The organism is Bathymodiolus japonicus methanotrophic gill symbiont (assembly GCF_019721995.1).
Taxonomy (GTDB): domain Bacteria; phylum Pseudomonadota; class Gammaproteobacteria; order Methylococcales; family Methylomonadaceae; genus Methyloprofundus.
In genome coordinates this window covers 59,357-78,175 of sequence record NZ_BLYC01000015.1, presented here as the reverse complement: position 1 = coordinate 78,175, position 18,819 = coordinate 59,357, and the positions used below count along the sequence as shown (strand labels likewise).

At 41.9% G+C, this 18,819-nt stretch carries 21 protein-coding genes and 2 pseudogenes; 10 read left to right on the top strand and 13 right to left on the bottom strand.

Features of this window, described 5'->3' with window-relative positions:
- Window positions 1-93: 93 nt before the first annotated feature.
- Window positions 94-222: a hypothetical protein gene (locus K6984_RS34115; protein WP_263458596.1), complete on the bottom strand. Its 129-nt coding sequence runs from the start codon at window positions 220-222 to the stop codon at window positions 94-96.
- An 81-nt stretch (window positions 223-303) separates the two neighbouring features.
- On the opposite strand from K6984_RS34115, the gene K6984_RS34110 reads away from it, so the two are divergent.
- Together K6984_RS34110 and K6984_RS18060 are read left to right on the top strand one after the other, a co-directional pair.
- Entirely contained in the window at window positions 304-429 is a 126-nt protein-coding gene (locus K6984_RS34110; protein WP_263458797.1) for a hypothetical protein, read from the top strand.
- Complete coding sequence (locus tag K6984_RS18060; protein WP_230988161.1) at window positions 430-1,608, top strand: transposase; 1,179 nt, start codon at window positions 430-432, stop codon at window positions 1,606-1,608.
- Window positions 1,609-1,665: 57 nt separating this feature from the next.
- On the opposite strand, the gene msbA is transcribed toward K6984_RS18060, so the two are convergent.
- From msbA to K6984_RS18040, 4 genes and pseudogenes are all read right to left on the bottom strand, one after another.
- Window positions 1,666-3,417 (bottom strand): lipid A export permease/ATP-binding protein MsbA, encoded by a 1,752-nt coding sequence (msbA, locus tag K6984_RS18055; RefSeq protein ID WP_221896787.1) that lies wholly within the window; start codon window positions 3,415-3,417, stop codon window positions 1,666-1,668.
- A 165-nt stretch (window positions 3,418-3,582) separates the two neighbouring features.
- Window positions 3,583-3,891, bottom strand: a complete 309-nt coding sequence (locus K6984_RS18050) for a hypothetical protein (protein WP_221896422.1) — start codon at window positions 3,889-3,891, stop codon at window positions 3,583-3,585.
- Between the two features lie 214 nt (window positions 3,892-4,105).
- Window positions 4,106-4,603 (bottom strand): annotated as a pseudogene (locus tag K6984_RS18045) (IS30 family transposase); the annotation flags it as partial.
- 323 nt (window positions 4,604-4,926) lie between these two features.
- Window positions 4,927-5,420: pseudogene (locus K6984_RS18040) on the bottom strand (IS30 family transposase); the annotation flags it as partial.
- Between the two features lie 97 nt (window positions 5,421-5,517).
- Here K6984_RS18040 and K6984_RS18035 point away from each other — a divergent pair.
- The 4 genes from K6984_RS18035 to K6984_RS18020 all read left to right on the top strand — a co-directional run bounded on the left by K6984_RS18035 (window position 5,518) and on the right by K6984_RS18020 (window position 8,453).
- The gene (locus tag K6984_RS18035) at window positions 5,518-5,889 is read left to right on the top strand and encodes a hypothetical protein (RefSeq protein ID WP_221896785.1); all 372 of its coding nucleotides are present in this window, start codon (window positions 5,518-5,520) and stop codon (window positions 5,887-5,889) included.
- A 161-nt stretch (window positions 5,890-6,050) separates the two neighbouring features.
- A complete protein-coding gene (locus K6984_RS18030) occupies window positions 6,051-6,191 on the top strand; it encodes a hypothetical protein (RefSeq protein ID WP_221896784.1) in 141 nt (46 codons plus the stop codon).
- Window positions 6,152-6,451 carry a hypothetical protein gene (locus K6984_RS18025; protein ID WP_221896783.1) on the top strand — a complete coding sequence of 100 codons (300 nt, stop codon included), beginning with the start codon at window positions 6,152-6,154 and terminating at the stop codon, window positions 6,449-6,451. The genes K6984_RS18030 and K6984_RS18025 overlap by 40 nt, the downstream gene beginning before the upstream one ends.
- 118 nt (window positions 6,452-6,569) lie before the next feature.
- Window positions 6,570-8,453: an IS1634 family transposase gene (locus K6984_RS18020; RefSeq protein WP_221896782.1), complete on the top strand. Its 1,884-nt coding sequence runs from the start codon at window positions 6,570-6,572 to the stop codon at window positions 8,451-8,453.
- Between the two features lie 41 nt (window positions 8,454-8,494).
- On the opposite strand, the gene K6984_RS18015 is transcribed toward K6984_RS18020, so the two are convergent.
- Both K6984_RS18015 and K6984_RS18010 read right to left on the bottom strand, forming a co-directional pair.
- Complete coding sequence (locus tag K6984_RS18015) at window positions 8,495-8,743, bottom strand: hypothetical protein (RefSeq protein WP_221896781.1); 249 nt, start codon at window positions 8,741-8,743, stop codon at window positions 8,495-8,497.
- A gap of 279 nt (window positions 8,744-9,022) precedes the next feature.
- The gene (locus K6984_RS18010) at window positions 9,023-10,906 is read right to left on the bottom strand and encodes an IS1634 family transposase (protein ID WP_221896780.1); all 1,884 of its coding nucleotides are present in this window, start codon (window positions 10,904-10,906) and stop codon (window positions 9,023-9,025) included.
- Window positions 10,907-11,125: 219 nt separating this feature from the next.
- Between K6984_RS18010 and K6984_RS18005 the strand changes: the two genes are divergently transcribed.
- Entirely contained in the window at window positions 11,126-11,710 is a 585-nt protein-coding gene (locus K6984_RS18005; protein WP_221896779.1) for a hypothetical protein, read from the top strand.
- Window positions 11,711-11,993: 283 nt separating this feature from the next.
- Complete coding sequence (locus tag K6984_RS18000; protein ID WP_221896778.1) at window positions 11,994-12,299, top strand: hypothetical protein; 306 nt, start codon at window positions 11,994-11,996, stop codon at window positions 12,297-12,299.
- Here the strand turns inward: K6984_RS18000 and K6984_RS17995 are convergent.
- Window positions 12,209-13,057 carry a transposase gene (locus tag K6984_RS17995; protein ID WP_230987989.1) on the bottom strand — a complete coding sequence of 283 codons (849 nt, stop codon included), beginning with the start codon at window positions 13,055-13,057 and terminating at the stop codon, window positions 12,209-12,211. The genes K6984_RS18000 and K6984_RS17995 overlap by 91 nt on opposite strands.
- Entirely contained in the window at window positions 13,033-13,245 is a 213-nt protein-coding gene (locus K6984_RS31310; RefSeq protein WP_230987886.1) for a hypothetical protein, read from the bottom strand. The genes K6984_RS17995 and K6984_RS31310 overlap by 25 nt, the downstream gene beginning before the upstream one ends.
- Before the next feature lie 383 nt (window positions 13,246-13,628).
- On the opposite strand from K6984_RS31310, the gene K6984_RS17990 reads away from it, so the two are divergent.
- Together K6984_RS17990 and K6984_RS17985 are read left to right on the top strand one after the other, a co-directional pair.
- On the top strand, window positions 13,629-13,811 hold the full coding sequence (locus tag K6984_RS17990; RefSeq protein ID WP_221896777.1) for a hypothetical protein: 183 nt from the start codon (window positions 13,629-13,631) through the stop codon (window positions 13,809-13,811).
- Between the two features lie 255 nt (window positions 13,812-14,066).
- Window positions 14,067-14,375, top strand: coding sequence for a hypothetical protein (locus K6984_RS17985; RefSeq protein WP_221896776.1), 309 nt, complete (start codon window positions 14,067-14,069; stop codon window positions 14,373-14,375).
- On the opposite strand, the gene K6984_RS17980 is transcribed toward K6984_RS17985, so the two are convergent.
- From K6984_RS17980 to K6984_RS17965, 4 genes are all read right to left on the bottom strand, one after another.
- Window positions 14,317-14,871 (bottom strand): IS110 family RNA-guided transposase, encoded by a 555-nt coding sequence (locus K6984_RS17980; RefSeq protein ID WP_230988160.1) that lies wholly within the window; start codon window positions 14,869-14,871, stop codon window positions 14,317-14,319. The two genes, K6984_RS17985 and K6984_RS17980, sit on opposite strands and share 59 nt — an antisense overlap.
- A gap of 323 nt (window positions 14,872-15,194) precedes the next feature.
- Window positions 15,195-15,488: a hypothetical protein gene (locus K6984_RS17975; protein ID WP_221896775.1), complete on the bottom strand. Its 294-nt coding sequence runs from the start codon at window positions 15,486-15,488 to the stop codon at window positions 15,195-15,197.
- Window positions 15,489-16,480: 992 nt separating this feature from the next.
- Entirely contained in the window at window positions 16,481-17,425 is a 945-nt protein-coding gene (rfaD, locus tag K6984_RS17970) for an ADP-glyceromanno-heptose 6-epimerase (RefSeq protein WP_221896774.1), read from the bottom strand.
- Window positions 17,426-18,255: 830 nt separating this feature from the next.
- Window positions 18,256-18,813: a transposase gene (locus K6984_RS17965; RefSeq protein WP_221896773.1), complete on the bottom strand. Its 558-nt coding sequence runs from the start codon at window positions 18,811-18,813 to the stop codon at window positions 18,256-18,258.
- Window positions 18,814-18,819: the final 6 nt, after the last annotated feature.

The following is an 18,819-nucleotide window of genomic DNA, read 5'->3' as shown; positions in this document are numbered from 1 at the left end:
GCCGTAGGGCCGTTATTTTGTCGGAGTCTGAGCGTTAGCGAAGGTGGAGACAAAATAAAAGGCCATCCGACACGGCGTCAAGTCATTTGGAGCCTATGTTCCGACCCCTTGTTGGGTCGGGACGAGGTGACGAGGACGAATCGGGGCCGCCGGAGGCATAAGTGGTCGCGTTAAGTTTTTGCTGCTTGCTTGGGCTGGGATGCCCAAAACAAGCTTTCGCAAAAATAGCGACTCCCCAACTTTATCCAAAGCTATATTGACGATTTAAATGATGCGCTCAATCAGCTAAAACCCGGAGCCGCTTTGACACGGATTCAAGCCGCTTGGTTGGGCACTTGTTTAACGTGCATACTGCTAATGAACTCTGTTTGCTGGGCTAAGTTTGAGCGAGCAAGCCTTGGAGATTGCAAAGTAGCCGCATTATCCTAGGTGTTTCGTAAAGCAAGTATACCCTGGGACTGGTTGCTACGGGTGAGTGTGGTCTTAATTTTAAAACGTTATGGCATTACTGAAGGTGTGTTGGCCTTTGATGAATCAGACCGAGCACGATCTAAGTCTACAAAACGTATTTATAAGGTTTACAAGCAGAAACACAAAGGCTCCGGCGGGTATGTTAATGGACAAACGATAGTATTATTGCTGCTAGTTACCTCATCCATTACAGTGCCTGTCGGTTTTTTCTTTTATATGCCGGATCCAGCCTTAAAGCAGTGGGATAAAGAAGATAAACGGTTGAAAAAGAGCGGTATAGCAAAAAAAGATCGGCCTATTAAGCCTGAACGTGACAGTGCCTACCCGACCAAAACAGAGATTGCATTAGGCTTATTAAAAGAGTTTAAAGTTGCGCATAGCCTGATTAGAATTAAAGGCGTACTGGCTGATGCGCTGTATGGTGAAAAAGCCTTTAAAGAATCTGGAGGCTCGCAGGTGATTAGCCAATTACGTAAAAACCAAAATATTGAATATAGAGGTAGAATAAGGTCAGTCGAGAGCTACTTTAATTCGATTAACAAAGGCATTGATCAGATAATACGTGTACGTGGCGGCAAAGAGATTAAAGTGACTGTCAGCAGTGCACGATTAAAGGTGAGTTCTCACAGTAAAAAACGCTTTGTCATTGCCTTAAAATATGACGGTGAAAACGACTATCGCTATTTAGTGGCGACAGACCTGACTTGGCGCACACAAGATATTATTCAAGCCTATACGTTGAGATGGCTGATTGAGGTTTTCTTTGAGGACTGGAAGCTTTATGAAGGATGGGGGCGTGAGGCCAAACAATTAGATGAAGAGGGATCAAGCCGTGGCCTGATTCTGAGTCTTTTGTTTGACCATTGCCTTCTCCTTCACCCAGAGCAAATAGCCCGCATTGAAAGCAAACTACCTGCGTATACCGTAGGAAGCTTACAGCGCAAGTCTCAAATGGATGTACTGCTTGAGTTCATCACGTCATTGCTAGAGTTTCCAGATCCTGGTGATAAGCTGAAAGAGTTAGGTGAATTAATAAAGGATGTGTTTCAACTGATGCCATCAGGAAAACATATGATTGGCAGAGATTTAGGGCGCTTAGGGCCAACAGCATCATTAAAGTATTGTTCTGCTGGGTGAAGGTAAGAGTTTGATGGCAATGGGATGGAAAAACTTGAACATCGAGTTATACAAACGCTATTGCTCGGCAGTACTATGTTCACTAAATTGCATCGCATGTAACCTGGCATAGGTGCCTTTTTTAGCCAATAAGTCCTGATGCGTACCGCGCTCTACAATTTCACCTGCCTGCATCACTAGAATCACATCTGCCTTTTCAATGGTCGATAAGCGGTGCGCAATAACAATCGTAGTGCGGTGCGCCATAACATGTTCCAGGGCTTTTTGAATATAGCGCTCAGATTCTGTATCTAAAGCAGAGGTTGCTTCATCCAGAATTAGCACGGGCGCATTCTTTAGTAACGCGCGGGCAATCGCCAGGCGCTGCCTTTGACCTCCCGACAACTGAATACCATGCTCGCCAATTTCAGTTTGCATACCATTTTCCAGCGATACAATAAACTCGGTCGCATAAGCATCTTCAGCTGCTTTTAAAACATCTTCTTCATTAATATCACTTAAAACTCCATAGGCAATATTGTTAAAAACTGTGTCGTTAAACAGGGTGGTATTTTGCGTGACTATGGCAATCTGATCCCTTAAGCAGCCTAAAGTGTATTGCTTGATTTCCACCCCATCTAATAATATTCGCCCTTTAGAGTAGTCATAAAAACGCGGAATTAAATTAGTTAAGGTCGTTTTGCCACTCCCGGAAGCGCCAACAATCGCAATGGTCTGACCGGCTTGAATGTTTAAGTTAATATTCTTCAGCGCAAGTTTTCTGGAGCCAGGATAACTGAATGAAAGATTCTCAAATTGTATTATGCCTTTTCCAGCGGCTTGATCGATTGTGCCTTGATCATTCTCTGGCTCTACATCTAAGGCAATAAAAATATCACTTGCAGCAGCGATCCCCTTCTGGATTTCATTATTTGCCTGGACTAACGCCTGTATCGGCCTAGGTAGCATAAAAGCTGCCAGTAAATAAGCAACAAAACCACCCGTGCTAGCGTTATCCATCATGCTTAACGCTAAAAAAAGCAATCCGCCAAGAGCAAATGCGACCAGGATTTGCATCACCGGATTTTGAATAGCAGCCACCAGAGCCACTTTTTGTGACTGTTGCTTATTAAAAAAACTGCTCGCTTTGAAGCGCTTAATCTCATAGGCAGCACCACCAAAGCATTTTACTACGCGATTTCCTTGAACCAGCTCAGAGGTAATATGAGTCATATCGCCCATTGAATCCTGGACATTTTTACTCAAAGATCTGAGTTTTTTACTAATCACGGTTACGATAATGGCAATTAACGGCGCTATAACAAAAAACACCAGTGTTAACTGCCAGTTCAGCCACAGTAGATATACAATTAAGCCAACCGCCGTAAGTCCTTCTCGAACAAAGTACTTAACTGAAGTTGTAGTGGCGTTGGTAACCTGCGTTACATTATAGGTAATCAGGGAAATTAAATGGCCACTATTTTGCGCATCAAAATATTCAGTGGAGAGCCTGGAGTAATGGTTAAAAATATCCTGACGTAGCTTATGTACAACATTAACCGCAACCTTGGCTAAAAAATAATTTCCAAAGAAAGTACCCAGACTTCTAAACATCACTAGCCCGATAATATAAGCTGGAAGAATCTTATGATCCGCTTTATTACCCTGCTCGATAGTGTCAATAATCAATTTGACTAGTTCAGCAAATAAAGGCTCTGCAACAGCAACAATAGCAAAACCAAAAATGCTGATGAAAAATAATTTAATATAAGGGACTACATATTTTAATAAGCGCTTATAAACATTAAAACTTGATGTGGTTTTTGTCATACAGAAATTTAGGCGGTAATGTCAGCTAAAGTTGCAGAGCAGTGTGCTTGCAGGAATAAGAGTGTTCTAGCTTAGCATGAACTAAAAATCACGGCAAAATTACTGATTACAGATAAATTACTCTTTTGGCCATCATCTGATAATTTCTTTTTTCCATTAAGATCATCAGTGTTCCCCTATCAATTGATGCCGTGAAACTAACCTCGCCACAAGAGAGCTCATAAAACACTGTAAAGACATTCCTGTTATTATTGCGTTTTGAACTGCCCGAATGGTATACGAGCTGATACGAGATATTCTTGCCTGGAAAAATAATGGATTCACAAAACGATCTCGTTTTTGAGCCTGTTGCTGCCTAATTTCCAGAGCCTCGCTATATTTTTTATCCGATGGATGAATCAATTCTGGCTGTTGTGTTTTTGAAATCTCTTCAAACACGCGCATTAAATTATAGCTCATTGCAGTCAGGCGCATTTGATTTTCAAGTGAGCGGGTATTGGAAGACCAAGCTTTAGTTTCCTTGAAATTACTTTTACTCGATGTTCAAGTTTTTCCATCCCATTGCCATCAAACTCTTACCTTCACCCAGCAGAACAATACTTTAATGATGGTGTTGGCTCTAAGCGCCCTAAATCTCTGCCAATCATATGTTTTCCTGATGGCATCAGTTGAAACACATCCCCTGAATTCAAGTCATAAGTACATAACCCAATAAATTTTTCATATTTATCCCAGTCAGCTTTTCAAATACCTCATAAGGTGTTTTGTAATTGAGACACTTTTTAGGGCGACTATTTAGCTTATCAACGGCTATAAAAACCTCTTTTATCGTAACATCAATCAACTCCATTACTTTAGGGAAATACTGTCTTAATAAGCCATTAGCATTCTCATTTTGCCCTCTTTCCCAAGAGCTGTAGGGAGTCGCAAAATACGTATCACAACCTAGTGCTTCTGCTATTTTTTCATGCAGGGTAAACTCTTTCCCGTTATAAAAAGTAATTGTTTTAACAAAGCTTTTTATAGGATCAAGCATTAAAATAGTTGCGTCTAATACATATTGAGCCTTTTTCCCCGCTAAAGGGAAGGCCAACCGTAATTTAGAGACTCGCTCATCCAACGTTACAATCGCCCCTTTGTGATTTTTCCCAATGATTGTATCTGCCTCCCAATCACCTATACGCTTACCCCATCTTCGTCACTATTGATGATGTAGTTGTTATAAATCAATTGGTTGAAATTTTAAAAAGTAGCCAGTTGGCACTACAGATTTTGTGTTTTTGTATAAAACGTTGGATTTTTTAGAGTATTTTTGTCGCATGTAAATTACACTCAAATAATGATGATTTTTTTGACAAAAGTCAATGAATTTATCGACAAAAATAATATAAATGGCACTACAAAACTTTCAAAAAAAACACCATTGATTTTAAAGAGAATTTTTCGACAAAAAATCGCTTAAACCGATGAGTCAATGGCTTAGAAAGATGAAAGTGACGAAGATGGGTTACGGTTGTTGACCTCTTCAGGACGCTCATCTATATCGACTCTATTAGGGATTCCTGTCCTATTATGGGCTGACCCATACCGCTTGCGATAGGTTTTGTTCTGATGCCGAAGATGCTTGTATAGTTCACCCCCTGCCTTTTGTCCGCCAGAATATGCTGGTAGATTGTTTCATGATGAAGACTAATTATACCCTCTTGTTTTAACCGCCCTGCAATCTGCTCAGGACTCCAGTCATCCTCAATGCGAACATTAACAATGCCTTTTATTTCATCCGTTAATTTAACCTCTTTAGGCTTGTTTTTGTGTCGTTCTTGGGCAAAATCTTCTGCTTGTTTATGCCTGTAGCCTCTTTGACCTGTATTGCGTTTAATCTCGCGTGAAATATTGCTTTGGCTTTGTTCTAAGGCTTCTGCTATTTTATTCTGTGAAGTTCCCTTTTTTAATTCAATTTCTATATAATATCTTTCTTCAGGACATAGGTGTGTATAGCTCATTTGTAGCCTCTGTAAATTGTTTGGTAGCTGTTTACTTTACACCTATGTCTTGTCTTAATTCAACAGGTGTTAGTCTAGCCAATACTTGCAGAGGGTTATGCACTTATTATACGAATTCAGGTACTTTAATTCGATTAACAAAGGCATTGATCAGATAATACGTGTACGTGGCGGCAAAGAGATTAAAGTGACTGTCAGCAGTGCACGATTAAAGGTGAGTTCTCACAGTAAAAAACGCTTTGTCATTGCCTTAAAATATGACGGTGAAAACGACTATCGCTATTTAGTGGCGACAGACCTGACTTGGCGCACACAAGATATTATTCAAGCCTATACGTTGAGATGGCTGATTGAGGTTTTCTTTGAGGACTGGAAGCTTTATGAAGGATGGGGGCGTGAGGCCAAACAATTAGATGAAGAGGGATCAAGCCGTGGCCTGATTCTGAGTCTTTTGTTTGACCATCGCTGAAAATCATGGAAACGGAGCTTAGCGAAGTGGTGATTTTTAGTCCCTGATAGGCGACAGGGCAATTCGCTGATTCGACGTGTGTTAGCAGCACGCGAGAGGAGCAAGAATTGCATTCCGAATAGCCGTCCAGCCAGTGAGGTAGTAATGACGAAGCGGCTTTTGTGCGTAGTCGTTGCGGACGCAGGGCGTTCAGGGCATCTCCCATCCGCTGCGTAGGTGAACGAATTATGGCGACAGGAGTCCCGGAATTTCGTGAGGTAGCATGGCGCGCCTGTGCCTTCTCCTTCACCCAGAGCAAATAGCCCGCATTGAAAGCAAACTACCTGCGTATACCGTAGGAAGCTTACAGCGCAAGTCTCAAATGGATGTACTGCTTGAGTTCATCACGTCATTGCTAGAGTTTCCAGATCCTGGTGATAAGCTGAAAGAGTTAGGTGAATTAATAAAGGATGTGTTTCAACTGATGCCATCAGGAAAACATATGATTGGCAGAGATTTAGGGCGCTTAGCCTATCTTCGTCACTTTTATCTCTTCAAGTCATTGATTTATAATTCGCATTAAAAATTCATCGTAAAAATCCCTTTAGAATCAATGGTGTTTTTTTTTGAGGGTCTCTGTAGTGCCATCTTAACTTGCTCTGACCCTTGATTTTCCCTGATTTTTCACCGATGCTAGTGGTATGTATATTCGAAGAACCAAAACAAAAAGCCTTGAAGACGGCTCAGCTTATTTCACTTACCGCATTGTAGAATCTGTGCGTATAGGAAAACAAGTCAAGCAACGTACATTGCTCAATATAGGTGCGGACTTTACGATTGATAAAAAGTACTGGCCCTTGCTGACGGCCAGAATCGAACAATTACAGCAAGGTTTGGAACCACATCAGGAAGAGCTATTCAATTTAGCCGATGATTTAAATCAACTTCTGGAAGCAACAGCCCAGCGCTATAGCTCACTGATGACTGCAAAACTGTCACAACCGCTAGATTCAAAAACAACAACGCGAGATTTTCATCATGTCGATATTAATCATGTCGAAGCCATTAATGCCCGTAGTATTGGTGTTGAAACCCTGGCACTGCATGCCGCACAGCAGTTACAGCTAGACGAAAAACTCATGGCGCTGGGCTTTAATAAAGTAGATACGGCGACGGCCCTGGGCACTATCATAGGACGTATGGTTTCACCCGGCAGTGAACTGCAAACACATGACTGGTTGCAAAATCAAACAGGCCTGGGCGAATTACTGGGTCATGACTACGGTAACACCAGCCTGACGCGATTATATACAGTCAGTGACAAGCTACTCAAACATCAGGCAACTCTTGAATATTTTCTGGCTGACCGAGAGCAGACGTTGTTCAATTTAAACCGCAAGATTGTATTGTACGATCTGACCAATACTTATTTTGAAGGCCAGTGCGCCCGAAACCCGAAAGCGAAATTCGGTCGCTCTAAAGAGAAACGCACTGATTGCCCGTTGGTTACTCTGGGGCTGGTTCTGGATGGTGACGGCTTTCCATTGAGTAGTCAGGTTTTTCCCGGCAACGCCAGTGAGCCCGCGACCTTGAAACTGATGCTTGACGAACTGCGAGACAAGGATCCCTTTCATCAAATAAAGCCGGTGGTTATCATGGATGCCGGCATTGCCAGCGCTGACAATATTGTCTGGTTAATCGAACAAGATTATCATTATCTCGTTGTCAGTCGAGAACAACATGTAAAAAACCCAAGAGATCAGAAAACTCCGGTAGCGGTCAGGGATACCCGGGACAGCAATGTTGTTGTTTATCGTGAAGTTGATCAAGAAACCGGGGAAACCCGACTCTATTGTCATTCAGAACAAAAAGCAAAAAAAGAACAAGGTATCCGTAATCGCTTCCATGCTCGTCTGGAAGAGGCCCTGAAAAAACTGCACACAGGTCTGAGCAAAAAAGGCACCCTTAAAAAATACGACAAAATACTGGAACGTATCGGACGACTACGTGAAAAACATAGCCGTGTTGCTGCAGATTACACCATTAACGTTATCGCGGATGACAAAAAAAACAAAGCCATCGGTATAGAATGGCAACGTAAACCTGAAAGTGACCAAAAAGATAAGCACTGTGGTGTTTACTGCCTAAGAACGAATATCCCTGACTGGTCGGAAGAACAGTTATGGCTAACCTATACCATGCTGACTGAGATTGAAGCGACCTTTAGAAGCCTGAAAACCGAGCTAGGCTTGCGCCCTGTCTATCACAAAAAAGAAGAGCGGGTTACCGGACACCTATTCATCACATTATTAGCTTACCACCTGGTACATGTACTGCGTTATCAACTTAGATTGCAGGACATCCATCTAAGCTGGGAAAGCATTCGCAACAGGATGTCGACCCAGCAACGCATGACCATTACTTTACCCACGGATAACGATACAATCATTCACCTGCGAACCACAAGCAAAGCAGAAACCAGACAAAAACAAATATACACTGCGTTGAATATTAACCCCGACCCGATTGGAAAAGTTAAAACGATCGTTGATATGAAACCTGTAGTGCCAACTGGGGCCGATTGAAAATTTAACTCATTGAAATAATGGGAAATTGACTGTATATGTCACGAAGATAGGTTAGGGCCAACAGCATCATTAAAGTATTGTTCTGCTGGGTGAAGGTAAGAGTTTGATGGCAATGGGATGGAAAAACTTGAACATCGAGTATTACATAGCCGGCTAATACGTCTGTCCTGTTGTTTAATCTCTTCATCTAGTGCAACTAGTTTTTCATATTGCTCAGCAAACATTTCTCGACTTAAATCAGTCAAATCATTGTCGCTATCTTCTAAAATCAACATCAGTGTTCCCATTGAAAGAAGAAGTACCTAAACAAAGCAGCCTATAACCTACCTGAAGGTAGCACCACTCGAATATTTCCATATTTTTGATTTTAATCACTTATAACAGCAAATAGACACTCTGTAGGCACCGTAAAAAACAACAAATAATTTCAAATAAAGCTTGCAATTGCCGAAAAAATTTTTCTAAGAATTTCCGTTTTAATCACCTCATAAACGGATATCACCCATGCTTAACCTATCTTCGTGACATATGCAGTCAATTTCCCATTATTTCAATGAGTTAAATTTTCAATCGGCCCCAGTTGGCACTACAGGTTTCATATCAACGATCGTTTTAACTTTTCCAATCGGGTCGGGGTTAATATTCAACGTAGTGTATATTTGTTTTTGTCTGGTTTCTGCTTTGCTTGTGGTTCGCAGGTGAATGATTGTATCGTTATCCGTGGGTAAAGTAATGGTCATGCGTTGCTGGGTCGACATCCTGTTGCGAATGCTTTCCCAGCTTAGATGGGTGTCCTGCAATCTAAGTTGATAACGCAGTACATGTACCAGGTGGTAAGCTAATAATGTGATGAATAGGTGTCCGGTAACCCGCTCTTCTTTTTTGTGATAGACAGGGCGCAAGCCTAGCTCGGTTTTCAGGCTTCTAAAGGTCGCTTCAATCTCAGTCAGCATGGTATAGGTTAGCCATAACTGTTCTTCCGACCAGTCAGGGATATTCGTTCTTAGGCAGTAAACACCACAGTGCTTATCTTTTTGGTCACTTTCAGGTTTACGTTGCCATTCTATACCGATGGCTTTGTTTTTTTTGTCATCCGCGATAACGTTAATGGTGTAATCTGCAGCAACACGGCTATGTTTTTCACGTAGTCGTCCGATACGTTCCAGTATTTTGTCGTATTTTTTAAGGGTGCCTTTTTTGCTCAGACCTGTGTGCAGTTTTTCCAGGGCCTCTTCCAGACGAGCATGGAAGCGATTACGGATACCTTGTTCTTTTTTTGCTTTTTGTTCTGAATGACAATAGAGTCGGGTTTCCCCGGTTTCTTGATCAACTTCACGATAAACAACAACATTGCTGTCCCGGGTATCCCTGACCGCTACCGGAGTTTTCTGATCTCTTGGGTTTTTTACATGTTGTTCTCGACTGACAACGAGATAATGATAATCTTGTTCGATTAACCAGACAATATTGTCAGCGCTGGCAATGCCGGCATCCATGATAACCACCGGCTTTATTTGATGAAAGGGATCCTTGTCTCGCAGTTCGTCAAGCATCAGTTTCAAGGTCGCGGGCTCACTGGCGTTGCCGGGAAAAACCTGACTACTCAATGGAAAGCCGTCACCATCCAGAACCATCCCCAGAGTAACCAACGGGCAATCAGTGCGTTTCTCTTTAGAGCGACCGAATTTCGCTTTCGGGTTTCGGGCGCACTGGCCTTCAAAATAAGTATTGGTCAGATCGTACAATACAATCTTGCGGTTTAAATTGAACAACGTCTGCTCTCGGTCAGCCAGAAAATATTCAAGAGTTGCCTGATGTTTGAGTAGCTTGTCACTGACTGTATATAATCGCGTCAGGCTGGTGTTACCGTAGTCATGACCCAGTAATTCGCCCAGGCCTGTTCGATTTTGCAACCAGTCATGTGTTTGCAGTTCACTGCCGGGTGAAACCATACGTCCTATGATAGTACCCAGGGCCGTCGCCGTATCTACTTTATTAAAGCCCAGCGCCATGAGTTTTTCGTCTAGCTGTAACTGCTGTGCGGCATGCAGTGCCAGGATTTCAACACCAATACTACGGGTATTAATGGCTTCGACATGATTAATATCGACATGATGAAAATCTCGCGTTGTTGTTTTTGAATCTAGCGGTTGTGACAGTTTTGCAGTCATCAGTGAGCTATAGCGCTGGGCTGTTGCTTCCAGAAGTTGATTTAAATCATCGGCTAAATTGAATAGCTCTTCCTGATGTGGTTCCAAACCTTGCTGTAATTGTTCGATTCTGGCCGTCAGCAAGGGCCAGTACTTTTTATCAATCGTAAAGTCCGCACCTATATTGAGCAATGTACGTTGCTTGACTTGTTTTCCTATACGCACAGATTCTACAATGCGGTAAGTGAAATAAGCTGAGCCGTCTTCAAGGCTTTTTGTTTTGGTTCTTCGAATATACATACCACTAGCATCGGTGAAAAACCAGGGAAAATCAAGGGGCAGAGCAAGTTAAGATGGCACTACAGAGACCCTCAAAAAAACACCATTGATTCCAAAGGGATTTTTACGATGAATTTTTAATGCGAATTATAAATCAATGACTTGAAGAGATAAAAGTGACGAAGACAGGTTAAAGACCTACCACTCTCTGAACATATTCACCAACACTGCAATGAAAGTATGGAACGTGCCCTGTTAGCAGAGCGTCATCCTTTGTGGGCTCGTTCATGCCCAGAGTTGAAGGATATCGACTTTATTCGCCTTGGGTTATTACGCTGTATCAGTGTAGTCGATAGTGGTCGCCATTTCCTCCAAACCAATGAACAGATTTATGGCCAGCTGCTTCCCCACTCAACGTATTTTAAATCACTGAAGTCGCATAGACGAACAAGTATGCTTGAGGCATTTGAACAGCAGAGCTATCATCTTCACTCTGAAACACTGCTATCGCAAGGCATTGATTATCTTAAAGCATTCCCAGAATTTGACGAATACACCATAGAAGCAGCGGATGGACATTTTATTGATCATGCCTGCCATACTGAAAAAAACAGCAAGGGGAAAGTTTATGCGGCCGGGGGGATTTACGCGTTGAATCTCAGAAGTGGGTTGCTCAGATTTCTTTGTCTGGTGACAAACGGAACTCAGAGACATCAAGAAATACCTGTGTTACGAAATCATATTGAAAAGCAAAACAAGGGAAATAACAGCTCTCAGAAACATCTCTATGTCTACGATAAAGCCGTCACCGACTTTGTCTGGTAGGATCGGCAGAAACGACATGCTAATTACATGATTTCAATGCTAAAACTCGATGTTCAAGTTTTTTAACCGATTGATTTTATTGATAATTTTACTGACAAAGAAAGCATCAACATCATTGTAAATCAATCACTTATAAAACAAAGCCGGAAAAATTTACTTTTCTTAGCCCAGTTATAGCTGAAAACTTGAACATCGAGTAAAAGAAAATTCAATTGCGACTCTGGTTGAGTCTATCCCTTTTGACTCCCGCCATGAGATCAATACAGGGGTTGAAGCATACAGTGTGTACGAAAACAAGGGCATCAAATTTAACGTGGTGGATTACCGTGATCCAGAAACCGGAAAACTTCACCGGTTTGTGACAACCTTGCCAATGACTATTAACCCTGGAACCATTGCCATGCTGTATTTCAAGCGATGGACGATTGAAAAGACATTCAATAACACTAAAACTCGATGTTCAAGTTTTTCCATCCCATTGCCATCAAACTCTTACCTTCACCCAGCAGAACAATACTTTAATGATGCTGTTGGCCCTAAGCGCCCTAAATCTCTGCCAATCATATGTTTTCCTGATGGCATCAGTTGAAACACATCCTTTATTAATTCACCTAACTCTTTCAGCTTATCACCAGGATCTGGAAACTCTAGCAATGACGTGATGAACTCAAGCAGTACATCCATTTGAGACTTGCGCTGTAAGCTTCCTACGGTATACGCAGTCTGATCAATGCCTTTGTTAATCGAATTAAAGTAGCTCTCGACTGACCTTATTCTACCTCTATATTCAATATTTTGGTTTTTACGTAATTGGCTAATCACCTGCGAGCCTCCAGATTCTTTAGCGGCTTCGTCCATAAAGGCTTTTTCACCATACAGCGCATCAGCCAGTACGCCTTTAATTTTAATCAGGCTATGCGCAACTTTAAACTCTTTTAATAAGCCTAATGCAATCTCTGTTTTGGTTGGGTAGGCACTGTCACGTTCAGGCTTAATAGGCCGATCTTTTTTTGCTATACCGCTCTTTTTCAACCGTTTATCTTCTTTATCCCACTGCTTTAAGGCTGGATCCGGCATATAAAAGAAAAAACCGACAGGCACTGTAATGGATGAGGTAACTAGCAGCAATAATACTATCGTTTGTCCATTAACATACCCGCCGGAGCCTTTGTGTTTCTGCTTGTAAACCTTATAAATACGTTTTGTAGACTTAGATCGTGCTCGGTCTGATTCATCAAAGGCCAACACACCTTCAGTAATGCCATAACGTTTTAAAATTAAGACCACACTCACCCGTAGCAACCAGTCCCAGGGTATACTTGCTAGGATAATGCGGCTACTTTGCAATCTCCAAGGCTTGCTCGCTCAAACTTAGCCCAGCAAACAGAGTTCATTAGCAGTATGCACGTTAAACAAGCGCCCAACCAAGCGGCTTGAATACGTGTCAAAGCCGCTCCGGGTTTTAGCTGATTGAGCGCATCATTTAAATCGTCAATATAGCTTTGGATAAAGGTGGCTGGGGCATTCATTAACATGGGCTTACACCGATAAAATTACAACAACCTCAGAATACCTGATTTTACCTTCTCAATATCAAAAACTTGAACATCGAGTATAAGGTTTACAAGCAGAAACACAAAGGCTCCGGCGGGTATGTTAATGGACAAACGATAGTATTATTGCTGCTAGTTACCTCATCCATTACAGTGCCTGTCGGTTTTTTCTTTTATATGCCGGATCCAGCCTTAAAGCAGTGGGATAAAGAAGATAAACGGTTGAAAAAGAGCGGTCAGGCGCGCCATGCTACCTCACGAAATTCCGGGACTCCTGTCGCCGTAATTCGTTCACCTACGCAGCGAATAGGAGATGCTCCAGCCGCCCTGCGTCCGCCACAGACTGAGCACAAAGCAGCTCAGTCATGGCTACCACAAATGGCTCTACGGCTATTCGGGATAAAATTTTAGCCTCCCTCGCGCGCTATCGCGCACTTCGGATTGGCAAATTTCCCTGCGCCTTCTGGAGACTATCAGCCCGTCCGGGGCTGACAGCGAGCGCAAGTCTCAAATGGATGTACTGCTTGAGTTCATCACGTCATTGCTAGAGTTTCCAGATCCTGGTGATAAGCTGAAAGAGTTAGGTGAATTAATAAAGGATGTGTTTCAACTGATGCATTAGGAAAACATATGATTGGCAGAGATTTAGGGCGCTTAGGGCCAACAGCATCATTAAAGTATTGTTCTGCTGGGTGAAGGTAAGAGTTTGATGGCAGTGGGATGGAAAAACTTGAACATCGAGTAAAAGTAATTTCAAGGAAACTAAAGCTTGGTCTTCCAATACCCGCTCACTTGAAAATCAAATGCGCCTGACTGCAATGAGCTATAATTTAATGCGCGTGTTTGAAGAGATTTCAAAAACACAAGAGCCAGAATTGATTCATCCATCGGATAAAAAATATAGCGAGGCTCTGGAGATAAGGCAGCAACAGGCTCAAAAACGAGATCGTTTTGTGAATCCATTATTTTTCCAGGCAAGAATATCTCGTATCAGCTCGTATACCATTCGGGCAGTTCAAAACGCAATAATAACAGGAATGTCTTTACAGTGCTTTATGAGCTCTCTTGTGGCGAGGTTAGTTTCACGGCATCAATTGATAGGGGAACACTGATGAAAATCAACGGTAATTCTACTCTTACTTTCTTTATACCTTTAGGAATAACAATGCCTCTTTCACTGAGTAGCCCTCGCACTTGATTAACCAGCGCAGTACGTTTGCCAACAAGGCCTTCACGTATTCTATGAACAAGTTGAATGTCTTGCTGTTCAATCGTTTTTATCGACACTGTGCGCTTATTTGGACGGGTACCCGCATCAAATATAGCAGCGGCATCATTAAAGTCATTTTTGTTCCCCACCACAAAACCCTTTACATGACGGGCATTAAGCAAAATGACTTCATGCCCTTGTTTAGTTAACTCTCTTGCCCAGTGATGAGCTCCGTCACAGGCTTCTATTCCAATTAAGCTCACTGGATAATTTGCAAAAAATATTAAAAGCTCAGCTCGTTTTAGCTTTTTCTTAACAGGTTGTGATTTTTTTTCATCAAATGTATACATGTGAAAAATATTTTTTGCTATATCCAATCCAATTACGCTATTATTCATGTCGGGCTCCTCTTTGCTCCGTTATTACTCTTAGGTGCATTATGACACTGTTGGCGGGAGAGGAGTCCATATCATCAGTTAAGGTGATTTAAAATGAACAAAGCAAAGTTTATTGCATTAACAGTATTAACAAGCGTGGCTTTAAGTGCAAATGCGAACCCTCCAGAAATGCGCTGCCACACGGATTCCTATGCTAACAAGACCTGTCAGGATAATAACGGCAACACTTGGTTTGGGCGCACGGATTCTTCGGGTAATGAAACCTGGCGCGATAATAAAGGAAATACCATGACCGGGGTTAGGGATTCATTCGGCAATATAACTTACCGGGATGGTACGGGTAAAATTCGTGGCAAAGAAGACTCTTTTGGCAATAAAGCCTGGCGTGGCAAGGATGGTAATCTTACGCTGAAAATCATGGAAACGGAGCTTAGCGAAGTGGTGATTTTTAGCCCCTGATAGGCGACAGGGCAATTCGCTGATTCGACGTGTGCTAGCAGCACGCGAGAGGAGCAAGAATTGCATTCCGAATAGCCGTCCAGCCAGTGAGGTAGTAATGACGAAGCGGCTTTTGTGCGTAGTCGTTGCGGACGCAGGGCGTTCAGGGCATCTCCCATCCGCTGCGTAGGTGAACGAATTATGGCGACAGGAGTCCCAGAATTTCGTGAGGTAGCATGGCGCGCCTGTTAAAGGGAGAACGGATGCTTTTGATAATACAACTTACCGGGATAGTTCGGGCAAGCTGATCAAGTGCTATAAAGATTCGTTTGGCACAGAAACCTGCAAATAGCCTAATCTATAGAGTCGTATTTTTGCGCGAAAAAAAAGCCTGCTGCCTCGCTGCAACAGGCATTATAAAGATAAACATATCACGAGGAAGAACATGAGTAGCGCCTATTTTTGACGGATTAATAGGCGACTGAAGTTGTTAATTTAATCACGTAACTTACAGTCATGCTATCCATTAAGCTAAAATAAGAGTTGCTCTAGTTTATAAGGTGTAACTTAATTTTCTACGGGACAGATGCGTCGAACTGTGCTCAAAAACACGATTCCTGTAACTAGTATTAGCGTGATAATAAAAGCGCCAGAGATAATACTTAAAACTGAAGTTTCCCAATTATTGAGTAGCTGAAATACACAATGCTGGTGTATCGAGGTTTATTTTAGGTGGTTTTGCCATGTTTATAGCAAACCCCTACTTAATTCCCCTTAGGCAATAGCATTTGAAACGAATGAAAAGACTATTTTTTTCATATAGTTGTAGCATAGTTTCAATTTTACCATAAATAATTATTGGGAAACTTCAGATACTTAAAATACCTGCAACGAATAAAAAACCCACTAAAATATCTTTTTGATATTCCGTCATCAACCTGCCTTGTCTGTTATAGAATAATTAGCTAACTGATCGTTAATATACAGTACATTAAAAGCTACACAATATGCGAAATTATTGTTAGTTTGTTTCCTGTAGGGAGACAATATTCAAGGCTATTGACTTTTTATATGTAGGTAGCAGGTCAAAATAAAACCCAAAACTTGTAGGATGTTCTGAGGAACGAAGTGCATCACACGACAATGGTGCGCTGCGTTCCTTAGTTTTTTACTATTGACTTAACCAGGCTAGATATAAAGCAACGCCTTCCTGTACGGTTTTAAACGGTGCGTCATAACCCGCTGCACGTAGCTTAGTCATATCGGCCTGTGTATAACTTTGATAGCTGCCTTTTAGGTGATCTGGAAAAGGGATATATTCGATCTTGCCTTGTCGATGAAATTTGATAACCGCTTCGGCTACATCTTTAAAAGATTGCGCACGGCTTGTGCCGACATTAAAAATGCCACTGACTTCCGAGTGTGCAAATAGCCAGAGATTAACTGCAACAACATCCGCTATATAGATAAAATCGCGTAATTGTCCGCCATCCTCGTATCCATCCCAACCTTTAAACAGCTTGGGATTTTCACCTTTTAACAGCTGATTATGTAAATGAAAAGCAACACTAGCCATGCTGCCTTTATGCTGTTCGCGTGGACCGTAGACATTAAAATAACGTAGGCCGACAACCTGAGTGCCAACACCCAGATTCAGGCTGCGCACATATTGGTCAAATTGCCATTTTGAATAGCCATAGACATTGAGTGGCCCTTCATATTCTCGGCTTTCGGTAAACTGCTTTATGCTTCCATAGGTTGCAGCCGAAGAAGCGTATATAAAAGCAACTGAATGATCCAGACAGTAATGTAATAAGCGTTTGGAATACTCATAATTATTCTGCATCATATATTTACCGTCCCACTCTGTGGTAGCGGAGCATGCCCCCTCGTGGAAAATAACCTCTATATTGTCAGGTAGATCCGTTTTTGTTTGTACTCTTTTGATAAAGTCATCTTTATCCCAGTAATCAGCGATATCACAGTCAACAATATTACGAAACTTAGTGCCGTCGCTTAAATCGTCAACAATAATAATATCAGTACGCCCCTGCTGATTAAGCGTTTTAACAATATTGCTGCCGATAAATCCAGCACCGCCTGTGACAATAATCATAGCTATTAGCCTTGGTGTGTTTGTTGTAAAAATGAGAGTAGGGCTAAATAGCGCCCGGTTAAACCCAGAAACTGCAGTTGAGTACAGGTTTATTCACAAAACTGTGCAGCGGAGGACACTCCACCCAACAGGAGACAAGTTTTTACGATCATTAGTGTAATATTCAGCCGTTTACAATGTTATATAGCGGTCAACTGCGGTTTCTAGGGATATGAAAACCTACTATCGATTCAAAGCTTAATATGAATATTTGCATAGAGTGTAAAAGGGATAAGGGAGCAGGAAATAAATAATTGTCCAGTAATTAGCAGGATTTTTGTTTGTATTCAAGACGTAGTAACAGGCGCATAGCAGGCTACGTAAAGTTACTATAACGCAGAAGACGGACAAAAAGACCAGCAGTTTTGGATGAAGTGTGTTTCCATCTCCCTTATTGTACGATGCCTTGCACCCTCACTAAGCTGGTAATGTCAGCTAAATTTTCAAGTATCGCCCTATCCTACGAATAGCAATAGTTTACACTTCATGACGATCTTTAGCTTTTTCATTCGCATGATGAAAGCAGCTGTAGTAACAATTTCGTATGGCTAATTGTAGCCAACTAACTACAGCAGATAAAGCTAAATTTTACACGTAGACTAAGGAACGTGCAGGAATAACTTAAACAACTGGCTTGTCTTTTTATCCGTCTTCTGCGCTATAGTAACTATACGTAGCAGGCTATGTGTCTGTTTCTAAGCCTTGAATACGAATAAAAATCCTGCGCCAGGTACTTTAATAAGCCTAATGCAATCTCTGTTTTGGTCGGGTAGGCACTGTCACGTTCAGGCTTAATAGGCCGATCTTTTTTTTGCTATACCGCTCTTTTTCAACCGTTTATCTTCTTTATCCCACTGCTTTAAGGCTGGATCCGGCATATAAAAGAAAAAACCGACAGGCACTGTAATGGATGAGGTAACTAGCAGCAATAATACTATCGTTTGTCCATTAACATACCCGCCGGAGCCTTTGTGTTTCTGCTTGTAAACTTTATAAATACGTTTTGTAGACTTAGATCGTGCTCGGTCTGATTCATCAAAGGCCAACACACCTTCAGTAATGCCATAACGTTTTAAAATTAAGACCACACTCACCCGTAGCAACCAGTCCCAGGGTATACTTGCTTTACGAAACACCCAGGATAATGCGGCTACTTTGCAATCTCCAAGGCTTGCTCGCTCAAACTTAGCCCAGTAAACAGAGTTCATTAGCAGTATGCCCGTTAAACAAGTGCCCAACCAAGCGGCTTGAATCCGTGTCAAAGCGGCTCCGGGTTTTAGCTGATTGAGCGCATCATTTAAATCGTCAATATAGCTTTGGATAAAGGTGGCTGGGGCATTCATTAACATGGGCTT